Genomic DNA, 24,178 nt, shown 5'->3' with positions numbered 1-24,178 from the left:
CCTGAGCACGAGAACATAAAGAAGGAGACAAGGATGCCTCGAAATTTGATTCACTCGGGCCGTCACTACGCAACTGTGATCGTGCTGGCCTGTTTCGTCGAGACCAAAGCGGTGATGGGCGCGCAGCCGAATGGCGATTGAAGGAGATCCCATGGGTATCGCGGTAGCAGACCTCACATTTATCGGCAGCGATTTGGAACGTCCCGAGAGCGTGCTGGTCACGTCAACCGACGTATTTGCAGCTGACCACGTTTGTGGGGTCACCCGCGTTGGAGGAGAGCGAATTCCGCTTCGCGACGTTCCAGAAGGGTTTCTGCCGAACGGAATCGCATTGACTCAAGCCGGAGAGTTCTTGATTGCCAACCTCGGTGATGAGGGTGGCATCTGGCGAATCGATGCAGACCGTCGGCTGCACCCATTCCTCCTCGAGGTGAACGGGCGCCAACTCAGAAACAGCAATTTCGTCGGGTACGACGACCTTGGCAGATTATGGGTGTCGGTGTGCACGCAGCAGCGCCCTAGAGCGAAGGCATTCGACCGATACACCGCAGATGGCTATATCGTGCTTGTAGATGAGCACGGTGCGCGCATCGTGGCCGAGGGTCTAGGCTTTGCCAATGAGTGTCGTGTAGACCCGACCGGGAACTGGCTCTATGTGAACGAGACCATGTCGCGTGTGCTCTCACGTTTTCCGATCGAGATCGTCGATGGTCGAGCGCGCCTCGGTTCGAAGGAGCAGGTGTATACCTTCACCGACGGCGACTTCCCCGATGGTCTGAACTTTGATGTCGAGGGGGGAGTATGGGTAGCATGCGTTGTCTCCAATCGCGTCGTCCGCATTGATTCGACGGGCCGCCGCGAAGTCATCTTGGAGGACGCCGATCCTTTGCTGATCGCTGAAGCAGAGCAGAAGTGGGCCATCGATGAGTTAAGCGATGCCGCTCTACGCGCTGGCCTGACCAGAACGCTGCACAACGTCTCGTGCATTGCCTTTGGGGGCGATGACATGAAGACCGTCTATCTCGGAAGCCTCGCAGGCAAGAGGCTCGCAACATTTCGTGCAGAGATCGCGGGGGCGCGTCCCGCGCATTGGCACCTCGAGTCAGTCATTTCGCGGTAAGCGCCGAACTCACGCACTCGCAAACTGGTAGTTCGGGAGTTGAGGGTGCGCGCGAGTAGTGCTCTACTTTCATTTTCTGGTGTCGGTGAGAAACGTGGTCAACGCCGTCAGCGCGACGGAGTGGGGGCGCGCCGCCAGTGTGAGGATGCACAGATCTCGCTCCGCCCACTTGTCCGCGATCGGGACTGAGCGGACCCGCTCCGCATCTTCATAGGGCCAGACCATCCCCGATGGTTGTATCGACACGCCGAAGCCGGCGCGGACGAGACTGCGTGCGGCTTCGCCGGAAGCAACTCGATACTTGGGCTGGTATTTCATCTTCAGCTGTGCCGCCGCCTGTTCCAGCAACCGGGTCATTCCGCTTTTCGTGCCGCCGCCGATGAGATCGGTTCCGAGCAGGTCCAGAAACGTCAGCTTCTCCGCATTGGCGAGAGGATGCAGCACACTGACCACCGCCACCAGGCGGTCCGTGCGATAGGGCTGGATCGATAGCTTGTGCGAGGGATCGAGCGGCGGCGCACAGATTCCGACGTCGGCAAGTCCGGATGCCACAGCGTGTTCGATCTCAGCTGAATTGCCCTCGTCGATGTCCAGCGTCACCGACGGAAAGTTGCGACTGAACGTGCCCAGATCATCGGCCAGGTATTCCACGAGCGCGGACGCGTTGGCCCAGAGTCGCACGTGCCCCTGAACACCCACGACGAAGTCACCAAGTTCATGGTGGAGATCATCAATGGCGGCCAGGATGCGCTTCACGTGAGAATCCACTATCGCGCCCGCCGCTGTCAGGCGGGTCCCTTTCGGGTCGCGGTACATCAGCCTGAAGCCGAGCGTGTCCTCCAACTGCTGGATTCGCTTCGTGACGGCCGAAGGAGCGATTGATTCGCGGACGGCAGCCCGTCCGATATTTCGCTCCTCGGTAATCGAAGCAAACAAGCGCAACGTCATGAGATCCAACTTGCGGATCCACGTCCGCACGTTCATGGGGACCATTCGCGATCGATCAATCTTGGCTTCGTTCGACATCTCTGCTCCCGTTACACAAAGGGCATCAGGCCCATCGAACCTGGCGGGTTGAAGGCAGGGGGCTTCTCCGTCACCTTCGCAGGACCTCGCTACGGAAGGGTTCGTCGCGGGAGCACAGGCCTGCAACCGAACTGCAGGCGGGAATCCGCTTGGTGAGCGCGGGGGCTCATTCAGTACGGTCTGAATCACATAGCCACGGAGGATTAGCCTGCAACGTACTTGGCGGTAGCCGCGATGGCATCATCGACCTTGATACTGGATTCGTTCAGCCCTGGCGGCAAGACAATGACTCCGTCCTCGTCCGCCACAAGACGCGCACCAGGAGTGAATGTGATTCCGCCAAAGTGGACCGGGACATCCAATTCCCCACTGCCGCCGATGATCGCGCGGCGCGGAACCGTTCCGAGCGCCTTGACGCCTACATCCATCCCGTCGATCTCGACCCGATCCCGGATCGCCCCGTTGACGACCACGCCGGCCCAGCCGTTCCGCGCCGCCAAGCCGGCCATGACATCTCCGAACAGCGCACGCCATCCCGCTTCCGCGCCATCGATGACGAGCACTTGACCGTGTCCCTGCTGGTTGATCAGGTCGCGCAGAACATTCAGGCCCTGCGAGTAGCGCGCCGTGCGGATGGTGCCGGCGAATGTGCGTTTCCTGCCGAATCCCATGAAGGGCAGCTCACACGCTTGCGCTTCGTCGCAGGCGTCGCATAGATCCGTTGTCTTGTACTCCATACGCAAATGGTAGATGGGTCTCGAACCTTTTTGGTATGCCAAGACGCGATAGCCCCCAATGCGCATCAGCACTACACGCCAACGCCGGGCCCCATAAAGTGCCGACATCAAGCGGGGGACACACTGGGGTACATCAAACTGATCAAGAGCGAGCCGGAAGTCGATGCGTCAGACCACTGACACCTTGCAATGCTCACACCCGCTCGAAGATTGCCGCAATACCCTGTCCGCCACCAATACACATCGTAGCCAGGGCGTACCTTCCGCCAATGCGCCGCAGCTCATGGACGGCTTTGGTGGCAATGATGGAGCCGGTCGCTCCCACCGGATGTCCGAGCGAAATGCCCGATCCGTTGGGATTGACCTTCGCGGGGTCGAAATGAAGGGCCCGGCTCACCGCACATGCCTGCGCTGCAAACGCCTCATTCGATTCGATCACGTCAAGGTCGTCTGCAGTCAATCCCGCCCGCTGCAGTGCCAAGTGGGTTGCAGGGACAGGGCCGAGCCCCATGTATCTGGGGTCCACGCCCGCATGCGCATAGCTCACGAGCCGTGCCAAAGGCTTCAACCCTCCCTGCCGGAGGGCATCCTCAGTAGCCAACACCACGGCGGAAGCGCCGTCATTGATACCGGAAGCGTTGCCTGCCGTGACCGTCCCGTTCTCCTTGAACGCGGGTTTCATCTTTGCAAGTTGCTCGAGGGTGGTGCCGCCGCGCACGTGTTCGTCGGTATCGAAGATCACTGTTCCCTTCCGGCTGGGGATCTCGATGGCAACGATCTGCGACTTGAACCGGCCTTCGGCGACGGCGCGGGCAGCCCGCATCTGGCTTTCCAACGCCAGTTCGTCCTGCATCTCGCGTGTGATCGCAGCTTGGTCGGCAACGTTCTCCGCCGTGATCCCCATGAGGATCCGATGGAACGGATCGTGCAGAACGCCCATCATGTAGTCCGTTGCCTGGGTGTCCCCCATCCGGCTGCCCCAGCGGGCGGCAGCCAGCAGGTAGGGTCCTCGACTCATGGATTCCGCGCCGCCGGCCACGGCGATCGAAGCTTCACCAAGCACAAGCGTCTGCGCGGCCGAGATGATGGCCTGCAAGCCGGATCCGCAGAGACGATTGACATTGAACGCTGGAGTCTGAACCGGAATCCCGGCTTCGATTGCGGCAACACGAGAAAGATAAGCGTCGCGCGGTTCTGTGGGTATGACATTGCCCATTACGACGTGGCCGACGCTTGCAGGATCGACCCCGCTGCGCTCCAGTGCGGCCTTGACGGCCGCGGTCGCCAAGTGACAAAGCGGGATCTCCTTCAGCGATCCGCCGAAGGTGCCGATGGCGGTGCGGACAGCACCGACGACGAATACATCTTGGTTCTTCATTTCATTTCCTCAGACAACTTGGGGTTCGCGGTCCTGCACTTGTGCATCCTTGGCTGCGACCGGCTTGCGCAGCTGTTCGAGAACGTAAGCCTCGCGCCTGCGCGCAGCGGTCACGTTCGCTTCTTTCACATGCCCATAACCGCGCATGGTTTGCGGAAGCCTGGCGAGTTCCAGAAGAATTGCAGTGTGTTCGGGCCGCGCCTCGGAGAGCACCTGCCGCATCTGCCCGAGGTAACGCGCGATCTCGGCACGCTCGCTGCGGCGCTCCGCCGTGTAGCCGAATACGTCGAGAACAGTGCCCCGCAGGACCTTGCCCTTGGCGAGCCACCGGAAAGTGGCTGCCACCCATGGCCCGTATGCCTTCTTCAGCAAACGTCCATTGCCGTCACGCTTGGCCAGGAGCGGCGGTGCCAGGTGAAAGTGCAGCTTGTAGTTCCCCTCGAACTCGCGGTCGATGCGCTCGAAGAAGCCGCTCTCCGTGTAGAGGCGGGCCACCTCGTACTCGTCCTTGTACGCCATCAACTTGTAGAGGCTTGTGGCGACCTCGCGAGCCACGCGGTCAGTCCCCAATGTCGCTTTCTCAAGGGCTGCAAGTTCACGAACACGGGCCTCGAAATGCTGTGCGTACCTATCGTTCTGGTAGCCGGAAAGGCGCGTTTTGCGATCGGCAACTACCGTATCCAATGACGGTGTGCGCTGCGGCAGCAGCATCACTTGCGCAGTGTCCATGCCCGCAGCGGAACGCACCTTGTCCAACTCCAGGGCAGCCTGCCGCCCCCAGGCAAATGCCGCCGTGTTCATCGCCACGGCGGCGCCGTTGAGTTCAATCGCACGGAGTAGCGATGCCTCTGAAAGGGGAATTCGGCCCGACTGCCACGCGAACCCCAGCATGAAGACATTCGTCGCCACTGCGTCGCCCATCAGCTTGGTTGCAAGGCGAGACGCGTCGATCGTCGCGGTCTGCTTTACCCCCGACTTCAACTGCTCCAGCAACTCTTCGGGGCGAGCCTGCCAATCCAGGTTCCTCGTGAAGCCGCCGGTGGGCGCGACATGGGTGTTCACCACGGCGTGGGTTCGCTCGGTGCCGGATGCGAACAGTGCCTCCTTGCTTGCCGCGACCATGAGATCACAAGCCAGCAGCAGGTCCACTTGCTTCTGGCCAATTCGCGCACCATGCAGTGCGTCGGGCTTCGCAGCCAGACGAACATGCGACATCACAGCACCGCCTTTCTGCGCCAGGCCCGCCATGTCAAGGATGACGACGCCCTTGCCTTCGATGTGAGCAGCCATGCCCATGAGTGCACCGATGGTGACGACGCCGGTTCCACCCACGCCGGTGATCAACACGTTGTACGGCTGGTCGAGCGGCGGAATGACAGGTTGGGGCAGATCTGCCGGCAATGCGTTCTTGGACTTGGAGGCCTTGCGAACAGCACCGCCCTCGACGGTCACGAAGCTGGGACAGAAGCCTTTGACGCAGGAATAGTCCTTGTTGCACGAGCTCTGATCGATGGTTCGCTTGCGGCCGAGCGGCGTTTCGAGCGGCACAATAGAGACGCAGTTCGACTGCACACCGCAGTCGCCGCAGCCTTCGCACACTTCCTCGTTGATCACCACGCGCCTCGGCGGATCGACCATCTCCTTCTTCTTGCGCCGGCGCCGCTTCTCCGCCGCGCAGGTTTGCGCATAGACGATGACCGACACGCCCGACGAGTCCCGCAACTGACGCTGCACCTCGTCGAGCCGGTCCCGATGACTGACGATGACGCCCGCTGGCAAGCCTCCCAAGGCCTGCCAGGACGCTGGGTCGTCGGACACCAGGTGCAAGTTCTTGACACCCTCGGCTGCCACCTGCTGCAGGATCTGGATGGCGGTCAGGCTCCCTTCCACAGGTTGCCCGCCCGTCATTGCCACCGCGTCATTCGCCAGAATCTTGTAGGTGATGTTGACCCCCGCGGCAACCGCGGCGCGCAGTGCCAGCGAACCCGAGTGGCTGTAGGTGCCATCGCCGAGGTTCTGAAAAATATGACCTTCTGAGGTGAATGGTGCATGGCCGATCCAGGCCGCCCCCTCACCGCCCATCTGCGTGATGTTGCCGGTGTTGCGGTCCATCAAGATCGCCATGCCGTGACAACCGATCCCCGCACCAGCACGCGACCCCTCGGGGACCTTGGTCGAAGTGTTGTGCGGGCAACCCGAGCAGAAGAACGGCAGCCGTTGCGGGAGCGTCGGGTCGAGGGCTGCCGCGCAGCCAGCACTGGCCAGAACCGCTGTCGCCGACTGCGGGAGTGCGCCGGCGCCGAGCACTTGCAGCAGACGCTGCGCGATGACTTTGGCGATGAGGGCCGGCGTGAGTTCGCCGTTCGGAGGTAGTAAGAAGCCGTTCGGCGACCGGACCCATTCCCCTTCGCCCTCCGCTTTGCCGACAACGCGCGGGCGGCTGTCGGCCGGTGCGTTGTAGAGCTGTTCCTTGATCTGCGGCTCGATCACGCCTCGCTTCTCCTCCACGACGAGGATCTCGACCAAGCCTTCGGCAAACTCGGTCACGCAGACAGGTTCGAGCGGCCAGCTCATGCCGATCTTCAACAGGCGCAGCCCAAGGGATTTGGCGCCGGCCTCGTCAATGCCAAGCAACGACAGCGCTTCACGCGTGTCCAGGTAGCTCTTGCCGGTGGTCACGATACCCAATTTGGCGTTCGGGACTTTCCACTCCTGCCGGTTCAATGCGTTCAGCCGAACGTACTCGAGCACGGCCTGAAGCTTGTCGCGCAACAGCCGCGCTTCCTGCTCCATGGGAGGGTCCGGCCACCGGATCGACAGCGAGCCCGGCTGGACCTGCTGGTTGTCCGGCACCCTTGTCTCGATCGCCATCGGGTCGATTTCGAAGGATGAGGTGGTCTCGATCGTTTCGCTGACGGCCTTGAAGCCGATCCAGCAGCCCGAGTACCGTGACATCGCCCAGCCGTGCAAACCGAATTCCAGGAATTCACGCACGCCCGAAGGATTGAGCACGGGCATCGCGGCGGCGATGAAGGCTTGCTCGCTCTGATGTGGCAGGGTCGATGACTTGCATGTGTGGTCGTCGCCTGCGATCGCCAACACACCACCGAATCTGGACGTGCCCGCGATGTTCGCGTGCTTGAAAACGTCGCCGCTGCGATCCACACCCGGACCCTTCCCGTACCACATGGCGAAGACGCCATCCACCGTCGCCTTTGGATCCATGCCAGCCATCTGCGAACCCCATACCGAGGTTGCGGCGAGCTCTTCGTTGAGACCCGGGTTGAACCTGACGTTGTGCTTCTCGAGGAGCTTTTTTGCCTTCCAGAGCTCTTGGTCGACGGAGCCGAGCGGCGATCCGCGGTAGCCGGAGACGAAGCCGCCGGTCTTCAGGCCAGCCGCTTCATCGCGCGCCTTTTGCACCATCAGCAGCCGCACGAGCGCCTGCGTCCCGGTCATGAACACGCGGCCCTTCGGCAACTCGTACTTGTCGTTGAGGGAAACGGTTGTGCTCATGACTTCAGTTCCTTGCATTGGGGATCGGAATTGCGCGGGATCAGTCGGCCGTGGCACCGGAGCGCTTCACGAGCTTTCCGTGCTTCTCAAGTTCAGAGATCAGGAGGGGTTGCGTCTGCTCGGGTGTGGTCGCCATCGACGTGAAGCCTTGCGCCGCGAAGCTATCGTGAATCTCTTTCGTTGCCAGTGCTTCCTTGAGCTTCTGGTAGGTGCTCGCGACCACCGCAGGTGACAAGCCTGCAGGGCCAATGATCGCCACCCAGCTATCAAATTCGAAGTTCGGAATGCCGCTTTCGGCCACTGTTGGCACGTCGGCTAAGGCTGGGTTCCGCGATGCAGTACTCACCGCAAGGGCGCGCAGCTTTCCAGCCTTGATCTGAGGCGCCGCGACCGCCAGCGGCAGCATGCCGAAATGGACCTGCCCGCCGATGAGGTCGGTGGTCATGTTGCCCGTTCCCTTGTAAGGGATGTGCAGGGCCTGGATGCCTGCCTCGCTGAGGAAATACTCCGCAGCCAAGTGCAAAACTGTCCCATTGCCTGCTGAACCGTAGGAGAACTTCTTGGGACTGGCCTTCAGCTCAGCGATGAACTCGCGCGTGGTCTTTGCCTTGACCGTGTCCGGATTCACCACAAGCACAAGAGGCGAGGAAGCGATCACGGAAATCGGCGTGATGTCCTTGATGGCGTCGAACGGTACGTGCTTGTAGATGAAGGGATTGATGACGTGGTTGGAAGACACCATGCCAAGGACCGAACCGTCCTTCGGGGCACGCACGATCTGCTGCGTCCCGATCAGGCCACCGCTTCCTGGCACGTTCTCGATGACGATGGGCCGCCCGAAGGCAGTCGCCAGGCCATTGCTCATGGAACGAGCCACAGCGTCCACGCCGGACCCCGCCTGGTTGGGAACGATCAGGCGCAACGGCCTGTTCTCGACGGGTTGGGCCTGCACCGGCGAGAACGCGGCGTTGATGCTCAACAGTGAAAGGGCGATTGCGGCGCTGCGGCCGAGAAGCAATGAAAGGCGCATGGATGTCTCCGTGGGATTGGCGGAAGTGCGACTGCCTCGGCGGCTGCGCCGCCTGGCAGTTCTTGTGAAGCGATGCTCGCTCGAGGGCACTTTAGGTGCGATGCCGCCAATGGGCGAAGTGCTCTTGCGTCAGAAGGGATATGTCGGTACGCGATACCCTTGCACCAAGCCGCTCAGCAGCACGGCCGCAGATGGTCGGGCCGAGCAGAAATCGCGTGTGAGGATCAGCCGCGCAGAGCAGCGATCATGGCGTCCACAGCCCGGAGCCGGCTTGATTTCTTGAGCGCGAACACGCGCAGTTCCCGATCCTTCCACGGCTCATCGAGGGGGCGTCGCACGAAGCGCTTCGTGCCCGCGAGCGCTCGCAACGCGCTGCCGGTCATGATTGCGACCCCCATGCCGACCTCCACCATGCGGCAGGCGGCTTCGTAGCTGCTGACCGCAACAACCGGCATATACGGCATCCGGAGCTTTTCAGCCTGCTCTTGTATGAAGCTGTCGCCCGCTCCACCGGACTGAATGCGCACGATCGGATGACGCAGCAGTTCCGCGAAACGAATCGCGCGTTGCTTGGTCAACGGATGATTCGGCGGCAGGATCACGATGAGCGGGTCGTCAGCGAAATGCCAGGACTCCAGCGCGGGCAGTGCCGCCACGCCTGCGAGGCAGATCGCCACATCCGCACGGTCGTCCAGGCAAGCACGGATGCACTCGCTTGACGAACGCTCCTGCAGCACGATCTCCACGTTCGGGTGCTCAACCCGAAACGCATGCAGCCGCTCGGGCAGAAATCCGACGATGGAGGAGAGGTTGGCAAACAGGCGGACCGTGCCGGCGACTTCCCCGCTCAACGCTTGCACCTCTCTTGCGAACGATTGAATGTCGGCATCGAGTTTTTCACCGAGGGCGTACGCTCGTTGTCCGGCTTCCGTAAGGGTGACGCCGAGGGGGGAGCGGCTCAGGAGCTGCACTCCCAGCGCGTGCTCAAGGTCAGCGATGCGCCGGCTGAGTGCAGATTGCGCGATGTGCTCGGCATCCGCGGCGCGCTTGATCGAGCCCTCGCGTGCGGCGGCAAGGAACAACTGAAGGCTGACGGGATCGACGCGGCGCATGTTCCGATGCTGGGCTGAGTTCACTGCATTGTCGCCGAGAGACGGCGATCATGATGCGTGCTCGTAGATCCTCCGCAGCGCCTGGTCATTGCGCACGACCACGCCGCCGGGTTCAACGCGGATGGTTTGGTCGCGCTCCATCAGCTTCAATTCCTGATTGAGCCTCTGCCGCGAGCAACCTATCAGATCGGCAAGCTCGGTCTGCCGCAGACGCAAGCCGATCCGGACCTCCGGGTCGCCTTTGTGCGCTGGCGCCCCGTAAGTGCGCGCAAGTTGCGAAAGATGTCTTGCAATCCGGGCCCGCAATGTCTTGGTATTCAGATCCTCGACGAGTCGATAGAGCTGCCGTGCGCGCTGCGATTGAAGCCGCAGAAGCGCGACGCAGAATTCGGGATGATCGGCCAAAATCTGCTGCACGTCCTCACGTCCGACACACAGCAGGGTAGTGTCTCCATGCGCCAGAAAATCGTAGGGGCGGCCCTTCATATCGAACATCTCGACTTCGCCGAACCACACGCCCGGTTCAACGTAGCGCAGAGTGATCTGCCTGTCATTGGGTGTATGGGATCCGATGCGTACCGCACCAACCAACACTGCGAGCCACGCATCGGCAGGATCACCACGCCGGCAGATCACACTCGCGTCAGGATAGTGGCGCACCTGGGCGCGTCGCAGGATGTCGTGACGAAGGCTGGCCGAGAGCGTCGAGAACCATGGATCGGCGGCGAGCGCTTCGCGCTCCTGATCGTGGAGGCTCAGCTTGGCACCCGGGCGCCGAGGGCATGCCTGCTCAGCCGGCATGCAAGGATCCTTCGTCAGCACGGGCCTGCACCTCCGAAAAAGCCGCGATCTCGCCCGCAATCGCACTCGCCACTACTGTGGCGGGACTGGCGAGCCACACCTTTCCAGGACCGCACCGTCCAGGAAAGTTGCGATTGATGGCACTGATGGTGACCTCGTCCGCTTGCTCCGACGTTCCGGGCCCCCCGTTGATGCAGGCGCCGCAGGACGGTTGCAGCATCTCGGCGCCTGCGCGTTCGAAGACATCGAGATAGCCCTTCTCCACACAGTAATCTCGAACATCGATCGTGCCGAACTGGAGATAGAGCTTCACGTCCGCATGCACGCGCAAACCGCGCTTCACGGCCCACGAAAGCACCTGGTGATACGCGTCGAAGTCTTCGCGCTTGCCGCCCGTGCATGAACCGCCGTAGGCGATGTCGACCTTCGGACGCTCCCGCAACTCAGTGACAGGCACGCCGTTGCCTGGATCGCCAGGGCGAGCCACCATGGGCGCGAGCGTGGAACAGTCGACCTGGATGATCTCCGCATAGGAAGCTCCCGGGTCGCTGTGCATCCAGTCCTCCAGCTGAAAATCGATGCCCCGGCGTTCGCGCAAGAATCGCACGGTTTCCTGGTCGGGAGCAACGATGCCGGTGAAGCCGCCGAGCTCCGCGGTCATGTTCGTCAAGGTGGCCCGCTCGTCGGTGGAAAGCTGGGCGATCACCGGACCGGTGAATTCAAACACCTTGCCGACCCCGGAGCCGGCTTGGATGCGAGGGTCGGCCAGCAAGTGCAGGACGACGTCCTTGGCACTCACCCCTGCGGCCAGTCGGCCCGCAAGTTCGATTCGCAGAGACGCGGGGACGGTGATACGAACCAATCCGGTGACAAGCGCGTTGGCCATCTCCGTGCTGCCGACGCCGAAGGCAATGCAGCCAAGCGCACCGCTGTGGGTGGTGTGCGAGTCGGTGCCGACGATGATCTGGCCGGGCAGTGCATAGCGCTCGGACATCATCGGGTGCGAAATGCCTTCGCTGCCAACGCCATCCGCCAACAGGCCGTGGGCGATCAGGCCGTACTCCTCGACAAACTTGCGATGCTCGCGGACGACGTTCTGAATGGCAGGCACCAGTCCGGCGCGCGTGTGGGCGATGCTGCGATGAACATAGGAGGTGTGGTCCTCGAACAGCCTCACGCTCGGCGCATCGTGCAACTGCAATGGTCGGCCGAATTCTGCGTGCAGCATGTGCGCACACATCGGTGTGTAGTACTCGATGAGAAAACGCCAGTCGGGCCGAACGAAGGCGCCGCTACCCGCTTTCAGACTTGAGCCGCTGTCCCCGGTCACGGCCAAGTGCGTCGCGATGATCTTCTCGACCAGCGTTCGAGGGCCAGTGCTTGCGGCATCCGCGGGCGGCAGGCTGATCTTCTGCATCCGCTCGCGCCCATAGCGCAGCAACCCGCCATGGCGCAGGATGGCCGCGGCCTGAGCGTCACGCGAAGCCACCAGTTCCTCGATGTCGATCGGCTCGCCGTTCTGGATTCGTTCGACGAGACTGAAGTCGGTGGACGTGAACAGGCCGAGGTTGTCCGCGTTCTGGCGGTAGATTCGCTCGAAGCTCTCCGCAATGACCAGGCGAATGCCGGCCAAGCGCTCCGACCTCGGACTGTGCTCGCGCGAGGAACCCTTGCCGTAGCGCTTGCCGGCGACAGTGACAGCGAAACCGCCGTTCTTCACCGCATCGATTCCGATTGGACAGCGCCCCCCCGACACGAAGCCCGTGTAGGGATAGCGGCCGAGCCGCTCGTCCCAGACTGTGGCTACCGTCGCCGGGGTGATCTCGTCCGTTGAAATGCTGTCGCGGAGCGCACCAGCCTCGACAAGGGCCAGGTTTTCACCCTGGAGCTGCCGCTCGACGACGTCGGGGTCATCGCTCAGGAAAAGGATGCGCGAATTGAGTTGGATGGTCGTCATGGGCTGAACCTTGTGGCGACACTTTAGGGCGCGTGAGACTCGCGCCTGTAGTGCTGATGCGCCACGGGGGCTATCGCGGAATGCGCTATCCCTTGGGAGCTGCGCGCACCTACCATATGCGCATGCGCTTCAAAACAACCGATCTTTGCGACGCCTGCGACGGCGCGCAGGTATGCGAACTTCGCTTTGTGGGATTTGGCCGGAAACGCGGGTTCGCGGGCGGCATTCGCACGGCGCGCTACACGGACGGGATCAGCGCGCTTCGCGTCCTGATCAATCAGGCCGGAAATGGCCAGGTGCTCGTCATTGACGGCGGCGCTTTGGAGTGGCGTGCGCTGTTTGGAGATGTCATGGCCGGTCTGGTGGCGCGCAACGGATGGGCCGGTGTGATTGTCAACGGCATGATCCGCGATGGGGCCGAGATCGACCAGATGGACATTGGAGTAAAAGCGCTCGGAACGATTCCGCGCCGAGCCGACATCGGCGGCCGGGGCGAGATTGACCTCCCGGTCCACTTCGGTGGAATCACATTCACTCCTGGCGCCCGGCTCGTCGCCGATGAGGACGGCGTGATCGTGCTTCCGCAGGGGCTGATGGAATCGAACATCGTCATTGCCGATGCAATCGCCGCGACCGCAGCGTACGTGGCTGGCAGCCGCGATTGCGCTAGCCCAGGCGGGCCCGCCGCAATGTGACGGATGGCGATTCGCCGAACGCGCGCCCGTAGGCTGCCGCGAATTCGCCAACATGGAAGAAGCCCAACTCCAGGGCCACGTCCGCCACGCGCAAGTCGCCGCGCGCGGGCTTCTCGAGCAACGCGCGTGCGGCTTCCAAACGGCGCTGTCGCAGCCATGCAATCGGACCTGTGGCGTGATGCGCCTGAAATGCGGCAAACAGCGAGCGGCGCGACACGCCGCAGGCAGTGCTGACCTCATCCGCCGTCACCGGTTCACGCAACCGCTGCAGCATGAACTCCTCGGCCAGCCGGACCACGCGGGGCGCAGCCGCCTTGGCGTCGGACTCCAGCATGAAGCGATGGTTGTGGGGGTGCTGCGTCAGCAGCACCGAAGCCACGCTGGCGGACAAGGCCGATTGCGCATACTCGCGCGCCGCAGTGCCCAAGGGCAGTCTTGCCACGCTCTCGCCCAAAGTCACCAAGGACATCCAGCTGGCCGCGAGCGTCGGTGAATCGGGCATGGCGGGGTCGAAGAACAGGGGCGCAGTGAGCGGCCGGCCCGAAATCCCTTGCCATGCACGCGCGAGGAACGCGGCATCGATGCGCACCAGGAGATGGTCGAATCCCTCGTAGGCCTCGATCTCGAAGCTGCGCAAGGGGCTGAACACGCCGCACGTGCCATGCGCCAGTGGCTGCACGTGCGAATCCTGCCGCACACGCGCCGTGCCGCGGATGGGCAAGTTGACGAGGTAGTAGCCCGGCAGTGCTTCGGCCTTGGGGACGAGCGCGGTATGGGCACCCCAGCTCATGCGGTCGAAAGACACCGCACCGAAGGGCACGTGGTCGTGCGTGAAATGGAACGCACCACCGGCGCGCAGCCGGCGCATGCGTGCAGAGCCGAACAGGCGGGCGGAAAGTTCGTTGGACTGGTCGACGTCACGGCAGTCCGCCAGGCGCAAGCCGGCGATGCGATGGCCGGCATATTCGATCCGGGAAGGCAGGGAGGAAACGCGCATGGCCGCACTCTCGGACCGATGGCAGGAATGGGCAATGGGGGAAACCGCAGTTCCTGCACGCAATCCTCCGGCCTGCACCTTTCCGATATTCGTACGTGCGGTTCGGCGCGAAGCTGCAGGCATCTTCTGAAACCCGACCCCCATGTACCTCACCCAAGGATTGCACCGCTCGCTCCAGCGCCACCCCGGCAAGGACGCATTGGTCCATCTCGGCGACGGCGCTCCGCGGCGCCTGAGCTTCGCCGAGCTGCTGCAAAGCACGGCGCGGCAGGCGGCCGCGCTGGCCGCACGTGGCGTGGGCGCGGGTGACCGCGTCGCCTTGCTCGGGCCCAACGATGACCGGCTTGTCCAGGCGCTCCTGGCCTGCTGGTGGCTCGGCGCGGTCGCCTGCCCGCTCAACATTCGCTGGGGCGCGCACGAACTTGCCGATGCGCTTTCCGACAGCGCCGCGGTGCTGATGCTGGCCGACGAATCGCTCATGCATCTCGTGCCGCAGGTCCCGACCCAGGTGCTTACGCTGGACGCCTTCGCGGCACAAGCGCGCGGATGCGAGGGGCTGCCCGATACGCGCACGGGCGGCGACGCGCTCGCCGCCATCCTCTACACCGGCGGCACGACCGGCCGCGCCAAGGGAGTGATGCTGTCGCACGCCAACTTTTGGGCCGCCTCGGTCGCGCGCGGCGCGGAGTTGCCGAATTCGCCGGACTCGGTGGCACTGCTGGTCGCGCCGCTGTTCCACGTCGCCGGCCTGGGCCGGTTGATCGGGCAGATCGTCGTGGGCGGCACCTGCAGCACGCTGGCCCGGTTCCAGCCCGCTCGCGTGCTGGACGCGATCGAGCACCATGCCGTGAGCGACATTGTCGCGGTACCGACGATGCTGCAGTCGTTGCTCGATGCACCCGAGTTCAGCCGTGAGCGGGTGCAGGGCCTCACGCGGGTCGCATTTGGCGCGGCGCCGATGCCGCCGGACCTGCTGGCCCGCGCATTGGATGCGTTGCCGCAGGCCGAATTTTTTCAGGCCTACGGCATGACGGAGACCGCGGGCGCCGTGTGCATGAACCCGCCGGCCAACCACCGCGCAGGAGCTCGCGAGCGCGGGCTGGTCCATTCCGTCGGCCGCGCCGGCCTGGGCGCCGAGATCCTCGTCGTGGACGAAGAAGGCCGCGAGCTGCCGCGCGGGGACGTGGGCGAGGTGGTGCTGCGCGGGCCCATGGTGATGCGCGGCTACTGGCGCCAGCCGGAGGCGACGCGAGCCGTGTTCCGCGACGGATGGCTGCGCACGGGCGACGCCGGCCGCATGGATGAAAGCGGCCATCTCTTCATCGTTGACCGCCTCAAGGACATGATCATCAGCGGTGGCGAGAACGTGTACGGCGGCGAGGTCGAGACCGTGCTGCGAGGCCATCCGGCAGTGGCGCATGCGGCGGTGGTCGGCGTGCCCGACACGCGCTGGGGCGAGGCCGTGCACGCGGTATTGGTACTGCGGCAAGGCTCAGCCCCGATCGAGGGCGAAGTGCTGCGCGAGTGGTGCCGCCAACGGCTGGCCGGCTACAAGTGCCCGCGCGCCTTCAGCTTCGTGCCCGAGCTGCCGCTGTCAGGCGCCGGCAAGGTGCTCAAGAACGTGCTGCGCGCGCAGGTCCGCGGATGAAGGCGAACCGATGAAGTACGGCATCTACGGCATCTCCGGCGGACGCCGGCAGCCCAAACCCTTGCTCGATGTGCGGAACGTCACGGTGCGCTTCGGCGGCGTGGTGGCCCTGGACCACGTGTCCTTCGATGTCGCGAGCGGCGAGATCTGCGGGCTGATCGGACCCAACGGGGCGGGCAAGACCACCTTGTTCAACTGCCTGTCGCGCCTGTACGCGAACCATACGGGCGAGATCCGTTTCGCGGGACAAGCGCTCGGTGCATTGCCGCAGCACCGGATGGCGGCCCTGGGCATCGGGCGCACGTTCCAGAACCTTGCGCTGTTCAGGACGTTGACGGTGCGGCAGAACATCGCGGTTGGCACCACCTGCCGCCGCGGCATCGGCTGGCTTGCGCATGCGCTGCGCCTGCCCGCGGTCGCCCGCGAAGAGCTGGCGCAGGCAGCGCGCGTCGACGAGCTGATCGAGCTGCTGCAGCTGGGCAAGGTGGCCGACGTGCCCGCCAGCGAATTGCCTTTCGGCACGCAGAAGCGCGTGGAGCTCGCGCGTGCGCTGGCCTCGTCGCCGCGCCTGCTGCTGCTGGACGAACCGGCGTGCGGCCTCAACCACCAGGAGGTCGACGAGCTCGCCGTCCTGATCCGCACACTGCGCCGGCGATTCGAGCTGACGGTGCTGCTCGTGGAACACCACATGGGACTCGTGATGGCTCTGTCGGACAACATCGTGGCGCTGAACTTCGGACGCAAGATCGCCGAGGGCCCACCCGACGAAGTGCGGCGCGACCCCGAGCTGGTGAAAGCCTATCTGGGCGAGTCGGCAGAACCGAGGGTTGTGCAATGAGCGACATCCTGCTCGACGTGCGCGGGCTCGAGGCCGGCTACGGCAATGGCCGCGTGCTCTTCGGCATCGACCTGCAGCTGCCTGCCGCAGGCGTCACCGCGCTGCTCGGTGCCAACGGTGCGGGCAAGACGACGATGCTGCGCGCCCTGTGCGGCATGGTGCGCCGGCAGGGCCGGGTCACGTTCGGCGGCCAGCGCATCGACAGCTTTGCCACCGAAGACATCGTGCGCCTCGGCGTGGCCCACGTTCCGGATGGCCGCGGCACGTTCGCGGGTCTCAGCACGGAGGAAAACCTGCGCATGGGCGCATGCACGCGGACCGACAAGGCCGGCGTGCGCGAGGACTTGGAGCGCCTCTACGAGTATTTCCCCCGGCTGAAGGAGCGTCGCCACCAGCAGGCGGGCACGCTGTCCGGCGGCGAGCAGCAGATGCTCGCCATCGCGCGCGCCCTGATGCTGCGACCCCGGCTGCTGCTCATGGATGAACCGTCGTTCGGGCTGGCGCCGAACGTGGTGCAAGACATCTTCCGCATCATGCGGCGCGTTCGCGACGAACAGCGCGTCGCGATCCTGCTGGTCGAACAGAACGCCGGGCTCGCCCTGGACCTGGCCGACACAGCCTACCTGCTCGAAACCGGACGCATCGTCCTGCATGGGCCGGCGGCGGCCGTGCGCAACAACGAGGCCGTGCACGCGGCCTACCTGGGAGGAGACATCGCATGAACACATTGCTGCCGCAGCTCGCGGCGGGCCTGGCGACCGGCGGGATCTACGCCAGCCTGGCACTGGCGCTGGTGATGGTGTACCGCAGCACCCACCACGTGAACTTCGCGCAGGGCGAGATGGCGATGTTCTGCACCTTCATCGCGTCGCTCCTGATCGAGGCCGGATGGCCCTACTGGGCGGCCTTTGCCGCCACGGTCGCGATCGCGTTCGCCCTGGGCGTCGCGATCGAAGCCGTTCTGATCCGGCGGCTGCGCCATGCACCGGTGCTGTCGATCGTGGTGGTGTTCGTCGCACTGCTGGTCATCCTGCACAGCATTTCCGGTTGGCTGTTCGGCTATGCGATCCGATCTTTTCCCAGCCCGTTTCCGCAAGCCGGCGCGTCGGGCGGACTCGTCTCCGCCCATCAGCTCGGCGCGGTGGGCATGACGCTCGCCATGCTCCTGGTGGTGTACCTGTTCTTTCGCTTTTCGCCACTCGGGCTGCAGATGCGCGCGACCGCGGAGAACCCGGTGTCGAGCCGCCTTGTCGGCGTGCGGGTCGATCGCATGCTGGCACTCGGCTGGGGGCTCGCCGGCGCCATTGGTGCGGTCGCCGGGATGATGATCGCCCCGGTCGTTTTTCTTGACGTCCACATGATGTCGGGCGTGCTGGTGTATGCCTTCGCCGCGGCGGTGCTCGGCGGCATCGGCAGCGCACCGGGCGCCGTCGTCGGCGGGTTCATTGTCGGCGTGCTCGAAAACCTGGTCGGCACCTACGTGGTGGGTGCCGAACTCAAGCTCACCGTCGCCCTGGTGCTGATCATCGCGGTGCTGGTGGCCCGGCCCAGCGGCCTGTTCGGCAAAGCCGTCGTGGTGAGGGTCTGACATGCAGCGCCACCTGTTTACTGTCGTCCTTCTTGTCGCGATCGCCTGCGCCCTGCCGTTTTCGCTGCCGAGTTATGCGGTGTTCGAGGCCACACTCGTGATCACCTATGCGGTGGCCCTGCTCGGCCTGAATCTGCTCACGGGATTCAACGGTCAGATCTCGCTCGGTCACGGCGCGTTCTTCGCGCTGGGCGCCTATACAGCCGCGGTGTTGATGGAGCATGCCGGTTGGCCCTACTGGGCGACACTGCCGGCCGCCGCGCTGCTGGGTGGAACGCTCGGCTGGCTGTTCGGCAGGCCGGCCCTCAAGCTCGATGGCGTCTACCTGGCATTGGCGACTTTCGCGCTGGGCGTGGCGACGCCGCAACTGCTGAAGTACAAGGGCCTGGAAACCTGGACAGGCGGCTCCCAGGGCCTAGTGCTCATGAAGCCGGAGGCGCCGTTCGGCCTGCCGCTGGATGCGGACCAGTGGCTCTATTTCTTCTGCCTTGCTGTGGCGGCCGCGCTGTTCGCCGCCGTGCACAACCTGCTGCGCGGCAGCGTCGGGCTGAACATCGTCGCCGTGCGCGACCACCCGATTGCGGCCCAGGCCATGGGCGTGGACAACGCACGAATCAAGACGCTTGCATTTGGTGTGTCGGCACTGTGCACCAGCGTTGGCGGTGCCCTGTCGGCCATCGTGGTGCAGTTCGTCGCGCCCGACAGCTTCTCGATCTTCCTGTCGATCACGTTGCTGGTCGGCGCCGTCGTCGGCGGCTTGTCGTCGCTTCAGGGTGCGGTCTACGGCGCACTCTTCATCCAGTTCGTGCCGCGCGTGGCGGAGCAGGTCTCCAAGTCCGCGCCCTGGGCCGTTTACGGCGCCATCCTGATCGCGCTGGTGCTGCTCTGGCCCACCGGCGCGGCCGGCGGCATCCGTCATCTCAAAAACCGCTTTCTTGCGAGGAGCAAGCCATGAAGATATTGGCCCTGGGACTGGCAGCAGCAGTAGTGCTGGCATTGGCATGCGGCAGCGCTGCCGCGCAGAAGAAATACGATCCGGGCGCGTCCGACACCGAAATCCGCATCGGCCAGACGATGGCGTACAGCGGCGCCGCCTCGATCTATGGCGAGGTCGGCAAGACGCAGGCGGCCTACTTCCGCATGGTCAACGACCAAGGCGGCATCAATGGCCGCAAGCTCAACTTCATCAGCCTGGACGACGGGTACTCGCCGCCGAAAACGGTGGAGGGCGTGCGGCGCCTGGTGGAGCAGGATCAGGTGCTGCTGCTCTACGGGATGTTCGGCACTGCCACCAATTCCGCGGTGCACCGCTATGTGAACGCCAAGAAGGTTCCGCACCTTCTGCTGCTGACCGGCGCTTCGAAGTGGAACGACCCGCAGCGCAACCCCTGGAGCATGAGCTTCTATCCGGACTATGCGTCCGAAGCGCGCGTCTACGCGCGGCACATCCTGGAGCAAAAGCCCAACGCGAAGATCGGCATCCTGTATCAGAACGACGACTACGGGCGCGACTATCTGCGCGGCTTCAAGGACGGGCTCGGTGCGCGCGCCAAGTCGATGATCGTGGCGGAAGCTTCGTACGAAGTGAGCGACCCCACGGTGGATTCGCAGATCGTGCAGTTGCGCGGCGCGGGTGCGGACGTGCTCGTGAGCTTCAGCACCGCGAAGGCGGCGATCCAGACGCTGCGCCGGGTCCATGACACCGGCTGGAAGCCGACGCACTACCTGGCCCAGGGCGCCGCGCTGATCGGCGCCGTGTTCAACCCGGCCGGGCCGGAGAAGGCCGTTGGCGTGATCTCCACCGCGTATTCCAAGGACCCCAACGACACGCAGTGGGAGAACGATGCGGCGTTCCGCGAGTGGCTGGCCTTCATGAAGAAATATCGGCCCGAAGCCGACCTGCGCCTGGGCTCCCATGTGTACGCGTACTCCAGCGCGCGGCTCATGGTCGACATCCTGCGTGCCTCGGGCGACAACCTCACCCGCGAGAACGTGCTGAGGCAAGCCGCATCGATCAAGGCCGTGCAGCTTCCCATGTTCCTGCCCGGCGTGGTGGTGAGCAGCAGCCCCGACGACTACCGGCTCATCAAGTCTCTCCAGCCGGTCGTGTTCGACGGCAAGCGCTGGAACCGCCTCGGCGAATTCGTTTCCATCTTCTGAACGCCATGTCCATGCATCCTGTATTCCGCACGCTGCGGCTCCCCGTCGTGGCCGCACCACTGTTCATCATCAGCACGCCGAAACTCGTCATCGCCCAGTGCAAGGCCGGCATCGTCGGCTCGATGCCGGCGCTCAACGCCCGGCCCGCCAGCCTCTTCACCGACTGGCTGGCCGAAATCACCGAGGAACTCGCTGCGCACGACAGACACCATCCCGAAGCCCCTGCGGCGCCGTTTGCCATCAACCAGATCGTGCACCGGAGCAACGACCGGCTAGAGCAGGACATGGCGGCCTGCGAGCGCTACAAGGTGCCGATCGTGATCACCTCGCTGGGCGCGCGGCCCGAGATCAACGACGCCGTGCACGCCTGGGGCGGCGTCGTGCTCCACGACGTGATCGACGACGTCTTCGCGCGCAAGGCGGTGGAGAAAGGTGCCGATGGCCTGGTGGCCGTGGCCGCGGGTGCCGGCGGCCATGCCGGCACCGTCAGCCCCTTCGCGCTGGTGCACGAGATTCGGCGCTGGTTCCGCGGACCGCTCGCCCTGAGCGGTGCCATCGCCACCGGCGACGCGCTGCTCGCCGCGCTGGCGGCCGGCGCCGACTTCGGCTACATCGGCTCCGCCTTCATCGCCACCGAGGAAGCACACGCCGACGCTGCCTACAAGAAGATGATCGTCGAAAGCAGCAGCCGCGACATCGTCTACTCCAACCTGTTCACGGGCGTGCACGGCAACTACCTGCGCGGCTCCATCGCGGCGGCTGGGCTCGACCCCGACGCGCTGCCGCACGGCGAAGCGCGCATGATGAATTTCGGAAGCGACCGCAAGAAGCCCTGGAAAGACATCTGGGGCTGCGGCCAAGGCATCGCGGCGGTGACCGAGGTGATGCCGGCCGGCGCGCTGGTCGACCGCCTCCGCCGCGAATACGCTGCGGCGCTGCGTCGCCTCGGCGAAACGGCGCTGGCTGCCTGATGCGGGACGCTTGCCGCGATGTGCCTTTCAGGGCCTGCGCTTGGTATCGATGCGCGTCTTGCGACGCGACGGCGGCGGTGGCTTCCGGTCCCAGGGCGCCAAGTCCCCGCCAAAGCGCTCGGCCAAGAAGTCGATCAGCAGCTTGAGCGGCCGCGGCTGGTGCTGGCGCGACAGGATCACGGCATGGAGGCCCAGCACCTCGGGCTCGTGGTCCGGCAGCAGTCGCACGAGCGCGCCGCGCGCGAGTTCGTCTTCAACAAAGTAAGTGGGCAGCATCGCAATGCCAGCGCCCGCCAGCGCGGCCTCGCGCAGCACCGCCGTCTCATTGCTTGAAAGGCTGCCCCTCACGGCAATGTTGACCAAGCGTCCACCCTTGCGCAGCCGGTACTCGGCTCGACTGCCGAAGGCGTGCGTGATGCATTCGTGAGCCCCAAGGTCCTCTGGCCACTGGGGCACGCCGCGCTGCTCCAGGTAGGCGGGCGATGCGCACAGCACCGAGCGACAGGTGCCGATCTGGCGCGCCACCACGCCGTCGTCCAGTCGATTAGAAATGCGGATGGCCAGGTCGATGCGTTCATCGACGAGGTCGATCGTGCGATCCACCGTGAGCAGTTCGACCTCGATGCGCGGATAGCGGCTTTGGAACTCGACGATCGCGCGCGTGAGATTCGAGACCGCGAACGACAGGCTGGTGGTGAGCCGCAGCTTGCCCGCGGGCTCCGTTCGGCGCGCGCCAGTGACGGCCTGCACGTCCGAGGCCAACTCGAGCATCTGGCGCAGGCGGGGCAGCGCCTCCTGCCCCGCATCGCTCAGGCTCACGCGGCGGGTCGTGCGATGCAGGAGCCGCGCGCCGAGCCATTGCTCCAGGCCTTCGAGATGGCGGCTGACCATGGCGCGCGAGAGGTCGAGCACCTCGGCCGCGCGGGTGAGGCTGCCCTGGTCGGCGATCTCGATGAAGGTGCGGATGGCGCCGAGGTGGTCCATGGATTGATTCGATCCAGTTGACAATCAATTGAGCAAACCGAAGTTTATCCTCGAGAACCGAATCAATACGATGAGCCCATCCGCAACCCTCAGCTTCGATGGAGTCCCTCATGAAAACGATCAAGTTCTTTTCCCTTGCCCTGCTGCCGGCCGCCATGTCGCTCGGCATCGTCGCCACCGATGCATCCGCGCAGTCCGCCCCTCCCCTGACGCTCCAGGTTTACAACGCCGACGCCAACAGCTTCCACGTCAACTCGGTGCTGGTCGCCGGGCAGACCGACGCCGTGCTGTTGGACACCGGCTTCACGCGCGCCGATGCGCTGCGCATCGCGGCCATGGTGCTCGACAGCAAGAAGACGCTCAAGACCATCTTCATCACCCAGGCCGACCCGGACTACTACTTCGGCATCGAGGTGCTCAGGCAGTACTTCCCCGACGCCAAGGTGGTGACCACCGCGCCCACGCTGAAGAAGATCCAGGCCACGCTGGCCACCAAGCTGCAGGTGTGGGGCCCGCGCATGGGCGCCAATGCGCCCAAGAGCGTGCCGCTGCCCGAGGTGCTCGCAGGCAACACGATCTCGCTCGAAGGCCAGTCGATCGAGGTGCGCGGGCTCGACGACAACCAGCCGCATCGCAGCTACGTGTGGATTCCGTCACTCAAGGCCATTGCCGGCGGCGTGAACGTGTACGCCGGCCTGCATCTCTGGACGGCCGACGCGCAAACGCCGCAGGAGCGCGCGGACTGGGCCACCAAGCTCAGCGCCATGGCCGCCCTGCAGCCGACCCGGGTCATCCCCGGCCACAGCGCCGTGGGCGCCAAGCAGGACGCATCGCAGATCGCCTGGAGCCAGGCCTACCTGGTGCGCTACGAGCAGGAACTGCCGAAGGCCGCCAACAGTGCCGCGCTCATCGGCGCCATGAAGCAGGCCTACCCGGACGCGGGCCTTGGCGTGGCGCTGGACATCGGCGCCAAGGTGAACAAGGGCGAAATGAAGTGGTGAGTGCGCGCCACCGGGATCAGCCCTCGCTCTGCAGCGCTTCCTCCAGGAAGTCCAACCGGTCCTGTCCCCAGAAGAGTTCTCCATCGAGTAGGTAAGAGGGCGAGCCGAAGACACCGGCTGCGACGGCGGCATCGGTGTTGCGCACATAGGCGGCCTGGACGGCGGGCGTCTCGGCAAGGCGCAGCAATGCGTCGGCGTCCAAGCTCTGCGAGAGGAGGATCGCCCGCAGTGTCGTTGCGTCGGAAATATCCTGTTCCTCGCACCACTCGGCCGCCAGGATGGCCTTGTAGAGCGCAGCCACCCGCACGCCCATCGACTCGGCCGCAATGACCACCCGCGACGCGAGCCCGGCATCCGGGCACATGAAGCTGGGTGTAGCGTTGACATGGATGCCGAGGCGCTTGCACCAGCGCTTCAGCTCGGCAACGCGGTAGGCCTGCCGCTCGGGCGCGCGCTTCGGCAGGATCACGCCGCCGGTGCGCGCATACACGGCGGGAAGATCGACAGGCATGTAGCGGATCGACGCGCCCCGCCGCGCCGCCAGCTGCTCGAGCCGATCCGCACCCAGGTAGGCCCAGTCCGAGTTCATCCAGAAGTAATAGTCGATCGTGCGCGGCAT

21 protein-coding genes are annotated in these 24,178 nt (G+C 64.6%); 10 read left to right on the top strand and 11 right to left on the bottom strand.

Translation table 11 applies throughout. From position 1 onward, the window contains the following. The first annotated feature begins 151 nt into the window (after positions 1-151). Positions 152-1,120 (top strand): SMP-30/gluconolactonase/LRE family protein, encoded by a 969-nt coding sequence (locus ASC78_RS05240; protein WP_162246084.1) that lies wholly within the window; start codon positions 152-154, stop codon positions 1,118-1,120. A gap of 69 nt (positions 1,121-1,189) precedes the next feature. Here ASC78_RS05240 and ASC78_RS05235 read toward each other — a convergent pair whose 3' ends face one another. The 8 genes from ASC78_RS05235 to ASC78_RS05200 all read right to left on the bottom strand — a co-directional run bounded on the left by ASC78_RS05235 (position 1,190) and on the right by ASC78_RS05200 (position 12,677). After that, positions 1,190-2,146, bottom strand: a complete 957-nt coding sequence (locus ASC78_RS05235; protein WP_055797429.1) for a LysR family transcriptional regulator — start codon at positions 2,144-2,146, stop codon at positions 1,190-1,192. 203 nt (positions 2,147-2,349) lie between these two features. Then, a complete protein-coding gene (gene rraA / locus ASC78_RS05230) occupies positions 2,350-2,883 on the bottom strand; it encodes a ribonuclease E activity regulator RraA (RefSeq protein ID WP_055797426.1) in 534 nt (177 codons plus the stop codon). Positions 2,884-3,076: 193 nt separating this feature from the next. Next, complete coding sequence (locus ASC78_RS05225) at positions 3,077-4,261, bottom strand: acetyl-CoA C-acyltransferase family protein (protein ID WP_055797424.1); 1,185 nt, start codon at positions 4,259-4,261, stop codon at positions 3,077-3,079. Positions 4,262-4,270: 9 nt separating this feature from the next. Continuing rightward, positions 4,271-7,795 (bottom strand): indolepyruvate ferredoxin oxidoreductase family protein, encoded by a 3,525-nt coding sequence (locus ASC78_RS05220; protein WP_055797422.1) that lies wholly within the window; start codon positions 7,793-7,795, stop codon positions 4,271-4,273. Positions 7,796-7,817: 22 nt separating this feature from the next. Continuing rightward, positions 7,818-8,807: a Bug family tripartite tricarboxylate transporter substrate binding protein gene (locus tag ASC78_RS05215; RefSeq protein WP_055797413.1), complete on the bottom strand. Its 990-nt coding sequence runs from the start codon at positions 8,805-8,807 to the stop codon at positions 7,818-7,820. Positions 8,808-9,031: 224 nt separating this feature from the next. Continuing rightward, positions 9,032-9,919 carry a LysR family transcriptional regulator gene (locus tag ASC78_RS05210; protein WP_055797410.1) on the bottom strand — a complete coding sequence of 296 codons (888 nt, stop codon included), beginning with the start codon at positions 9,917-9,919 and terminating at the stop codon, positions 9,032-9,034. A 48-nt stretch (positions 9,920-9,967) separates the two neighbouring features. Then, entirely contained in the window at positions 9,968-10,720 is a 753-nt protein-coding gene (locus ASC78_RS05205) for a Crp/Fnr family transcriptional regulator (protein ID WP_055797408.1), read from the bottom strand. Continuing rightward, positions 10,710-12,677 carry an aconitase family protein gene (locus ASC78_RS05200; protein WP_055797405.1) on the bottom strand — a complete coding sequence of 656 codons (1,968 nt, stop codon included), beginning with the start codon at positions 12,675-12,677 and terminating at the stop codon, positions 10,710-10,712. Before ASC78_RS05200 ends, ASC78_RS05205 begins: the two co-directional genes overlap by 11 nt. 122 nt (positions 12,678-12,799) lie before the next feature. Between ASC78_RS05200 and rraA (ASC78_RS05195) the strand changes: the two genes are divergently transcribed. Continuing rightward, positions 12,800-13,372, top strand: coding sequence for a ribonuclease E activity regulator RraA (rraA, locus tag ASC78_RS05195; protein ID WP_082517445.1), 573 nt, complete (start codon positions 12,800-12,802; stop codon positions 13,370-13,372). Here the strand turns inward: rraA (ASC78_RS05195) and ASC78_RS05190 are convergent. Beyond that, the gene (locus tag ASC78_RS05190) at positions 13,344-14,369 is read right to left on the bottom strand and encodes an AraC family transcriptional regulator (RefSeq protein ID WP_055797402.1); all 1,026 of its coding nucleotides are present in this window, start codon (positions 14,367-14,369) and stop codon (positions 13,344-13,346) included. The two genes, rraA (ASC78_RS05195) and ASC78_RS05190, sit on opposite strands and share 29 nt — an antisense overlap. A 142-nt stretch (positions 14,370-14,511) precedes the next feature. Here ASC78_RS05190 and ASC78_RS05185 point away from each other — a divergent pair, with 142 nt between their 5' ends. Genes ASC78_RS05185 through ASC78_RS05155 form a run of 7 tightly spaced genes read left to right on the top strand, consistent with a single transcriptional unit; the run spans position 14,512 to position 21,574 of the window. Further along, positions 14,512-16,017 carry an AMP-binding protein gene (locus ASC78_RS05185; protein ID WP_055797399.1) on the top strand — a complete coding sequence of 502 codons (1,506 nt, stop codon included), beginning with the start codon at positions 14,512-14,514 and terminating at the stop codon, positions 16,015-16,017. A 10-nt stretch (positions 16,018-16,027) separates the two neighbouring features. Next, a complete protein-coding gene (locus ASC78_RS05180; RefSeq protein ID WP_055797396.1) occupies positions 16,028-16,855 on the top strand; it encodes an ABC transporter ATP-binding protein in 828 nt (275 codons plus the stop codon). Further along, positions 16,852-17,577: an ABC transporter ATP-binding protein gene (locus ASC78_RS05175; RefSeq protein ID WP_055797393.1), complete on the top strand. Its 726-nt coding sequence runs from the start codon at positions 16,852-16,854 to the stop codon at positions 17,575-17,577. Before ASC78_RS05180 ends, ASC78_RS05175 begins: the two co-directional genes overlap by 4 nt. Then, complete coding sequence (locus ASC78_RS05170) at positions 17,574-18,443, top strand: branched-chain amino acid ABC transporter permease (RefSeq protein ID WP_055797392.1); 870 nt, start codon at positions 17,574-17,576, stop codon at positions 18,441-18,443. Before ASC78_RS05175 ends, ASC78_RS05170 begins: the two co-directional genes overlap by 4 nt. 1 nt (position 18,444) lies before the next feature. After that, positions 18,445-19,398 carry a branched-chain amino acid ABC transporter permease gene (locus tag ASC78_RS05165; protein WP_055797389.1) on the top strand — a complete coding sequence of 318 codons (954 nt, stop codon included), beginning with the start codon at positions 18,445-18,447 and terminating at the stop codon, positions 19,396-19,398. After that, the gene (locus ASC78_RS05160; RefSeq protein ID WP_055797386.1) at positions 19,395-20,603 is read left to right on the top strand and encodes an ABC transporter substrate-binding protein; all 1,209 of its coding nucleotides are present in this window, start codon (positions 19,395-19,397) and stop codon (positions 20,601-20,603) included. Before ASC78_RS05165 ends, ASC78_RS05160 begins: the two co-directional genes overlap by 4 nt. 5 nt (positions 20,604-20,608) lie before the next feature. Then, entirely contained in the window at positions 20,609-21,574 is a 966-nt protein-coding gene (locus ASC78_RS05155; RefSeq protein ID WP_055797383.1) for an NAD(P)H-dependent flavin oxidoreductase, read from the top strand. 27 nt (positions 21,575-21,601) lie between these two features. On the opposite strand, the gene ASC78_RS05150 is transcribed toward ASC78_RS05155, so the two are convergent. Continuing rightward, a complete protein-coding gene (locus ASC78_RS05150) occupies positions 21,602-22,558 on the bottom strand; it encodes a LysR family transcriptional regulator (RefSeq protein ID WP_055797379.1) in 957 nt (318 codons plus the stop codon). 110 nt (positions 22,559-22,668) lie between these two features. Here ASC78_RS05150 and ASC78_RS05145 point away from each other — a divergent pair, with 110 nt between their 5' ends. Continuing rightward, positions 22,669-23,559, top strand: coding sequence for an MBL fold metallo-hydrolase (locus ASC78_RS05145; protein WP_055797376.1), 891 nt, complete (start codon positions 22,669-22,671; stop codon positions 23,557-23,559). 16 nt (positions 23,560-23,575) lie between these two features. Here ASC78_RS05145 and ASC78_RS05140 read toward each other — a convergent pair whose 3' ends face one another. Further along, positions 23,576-24,178 (bottom strand): 2-hydroxychromene-2-carboxylate isomerase, encoded by a 603-nt coding sequence (locus ASC78_RS05140; protein ID WP_055797373.1) that lies wholly within the window; start codon positions 24,176-24,178, stop codon positions 23,576-23,578.

The sequence above is a fragment of the Variovorax sp. Root318D1 genome, from assembly GCF_001424835.1.
In the GTDB taxonomy this organism is placed as follows: domain Bacteria; phylum Pseudomonadota; class Gammaproteobacteria; order Burkholderiales; family Burkholderiaceae_C; genus Variovorax.
The sequence above is the reverse complement of the archived record's forward strand: the minus strand, read 5'-3'. Positions and strand labels throughout refer to the sequence as shown.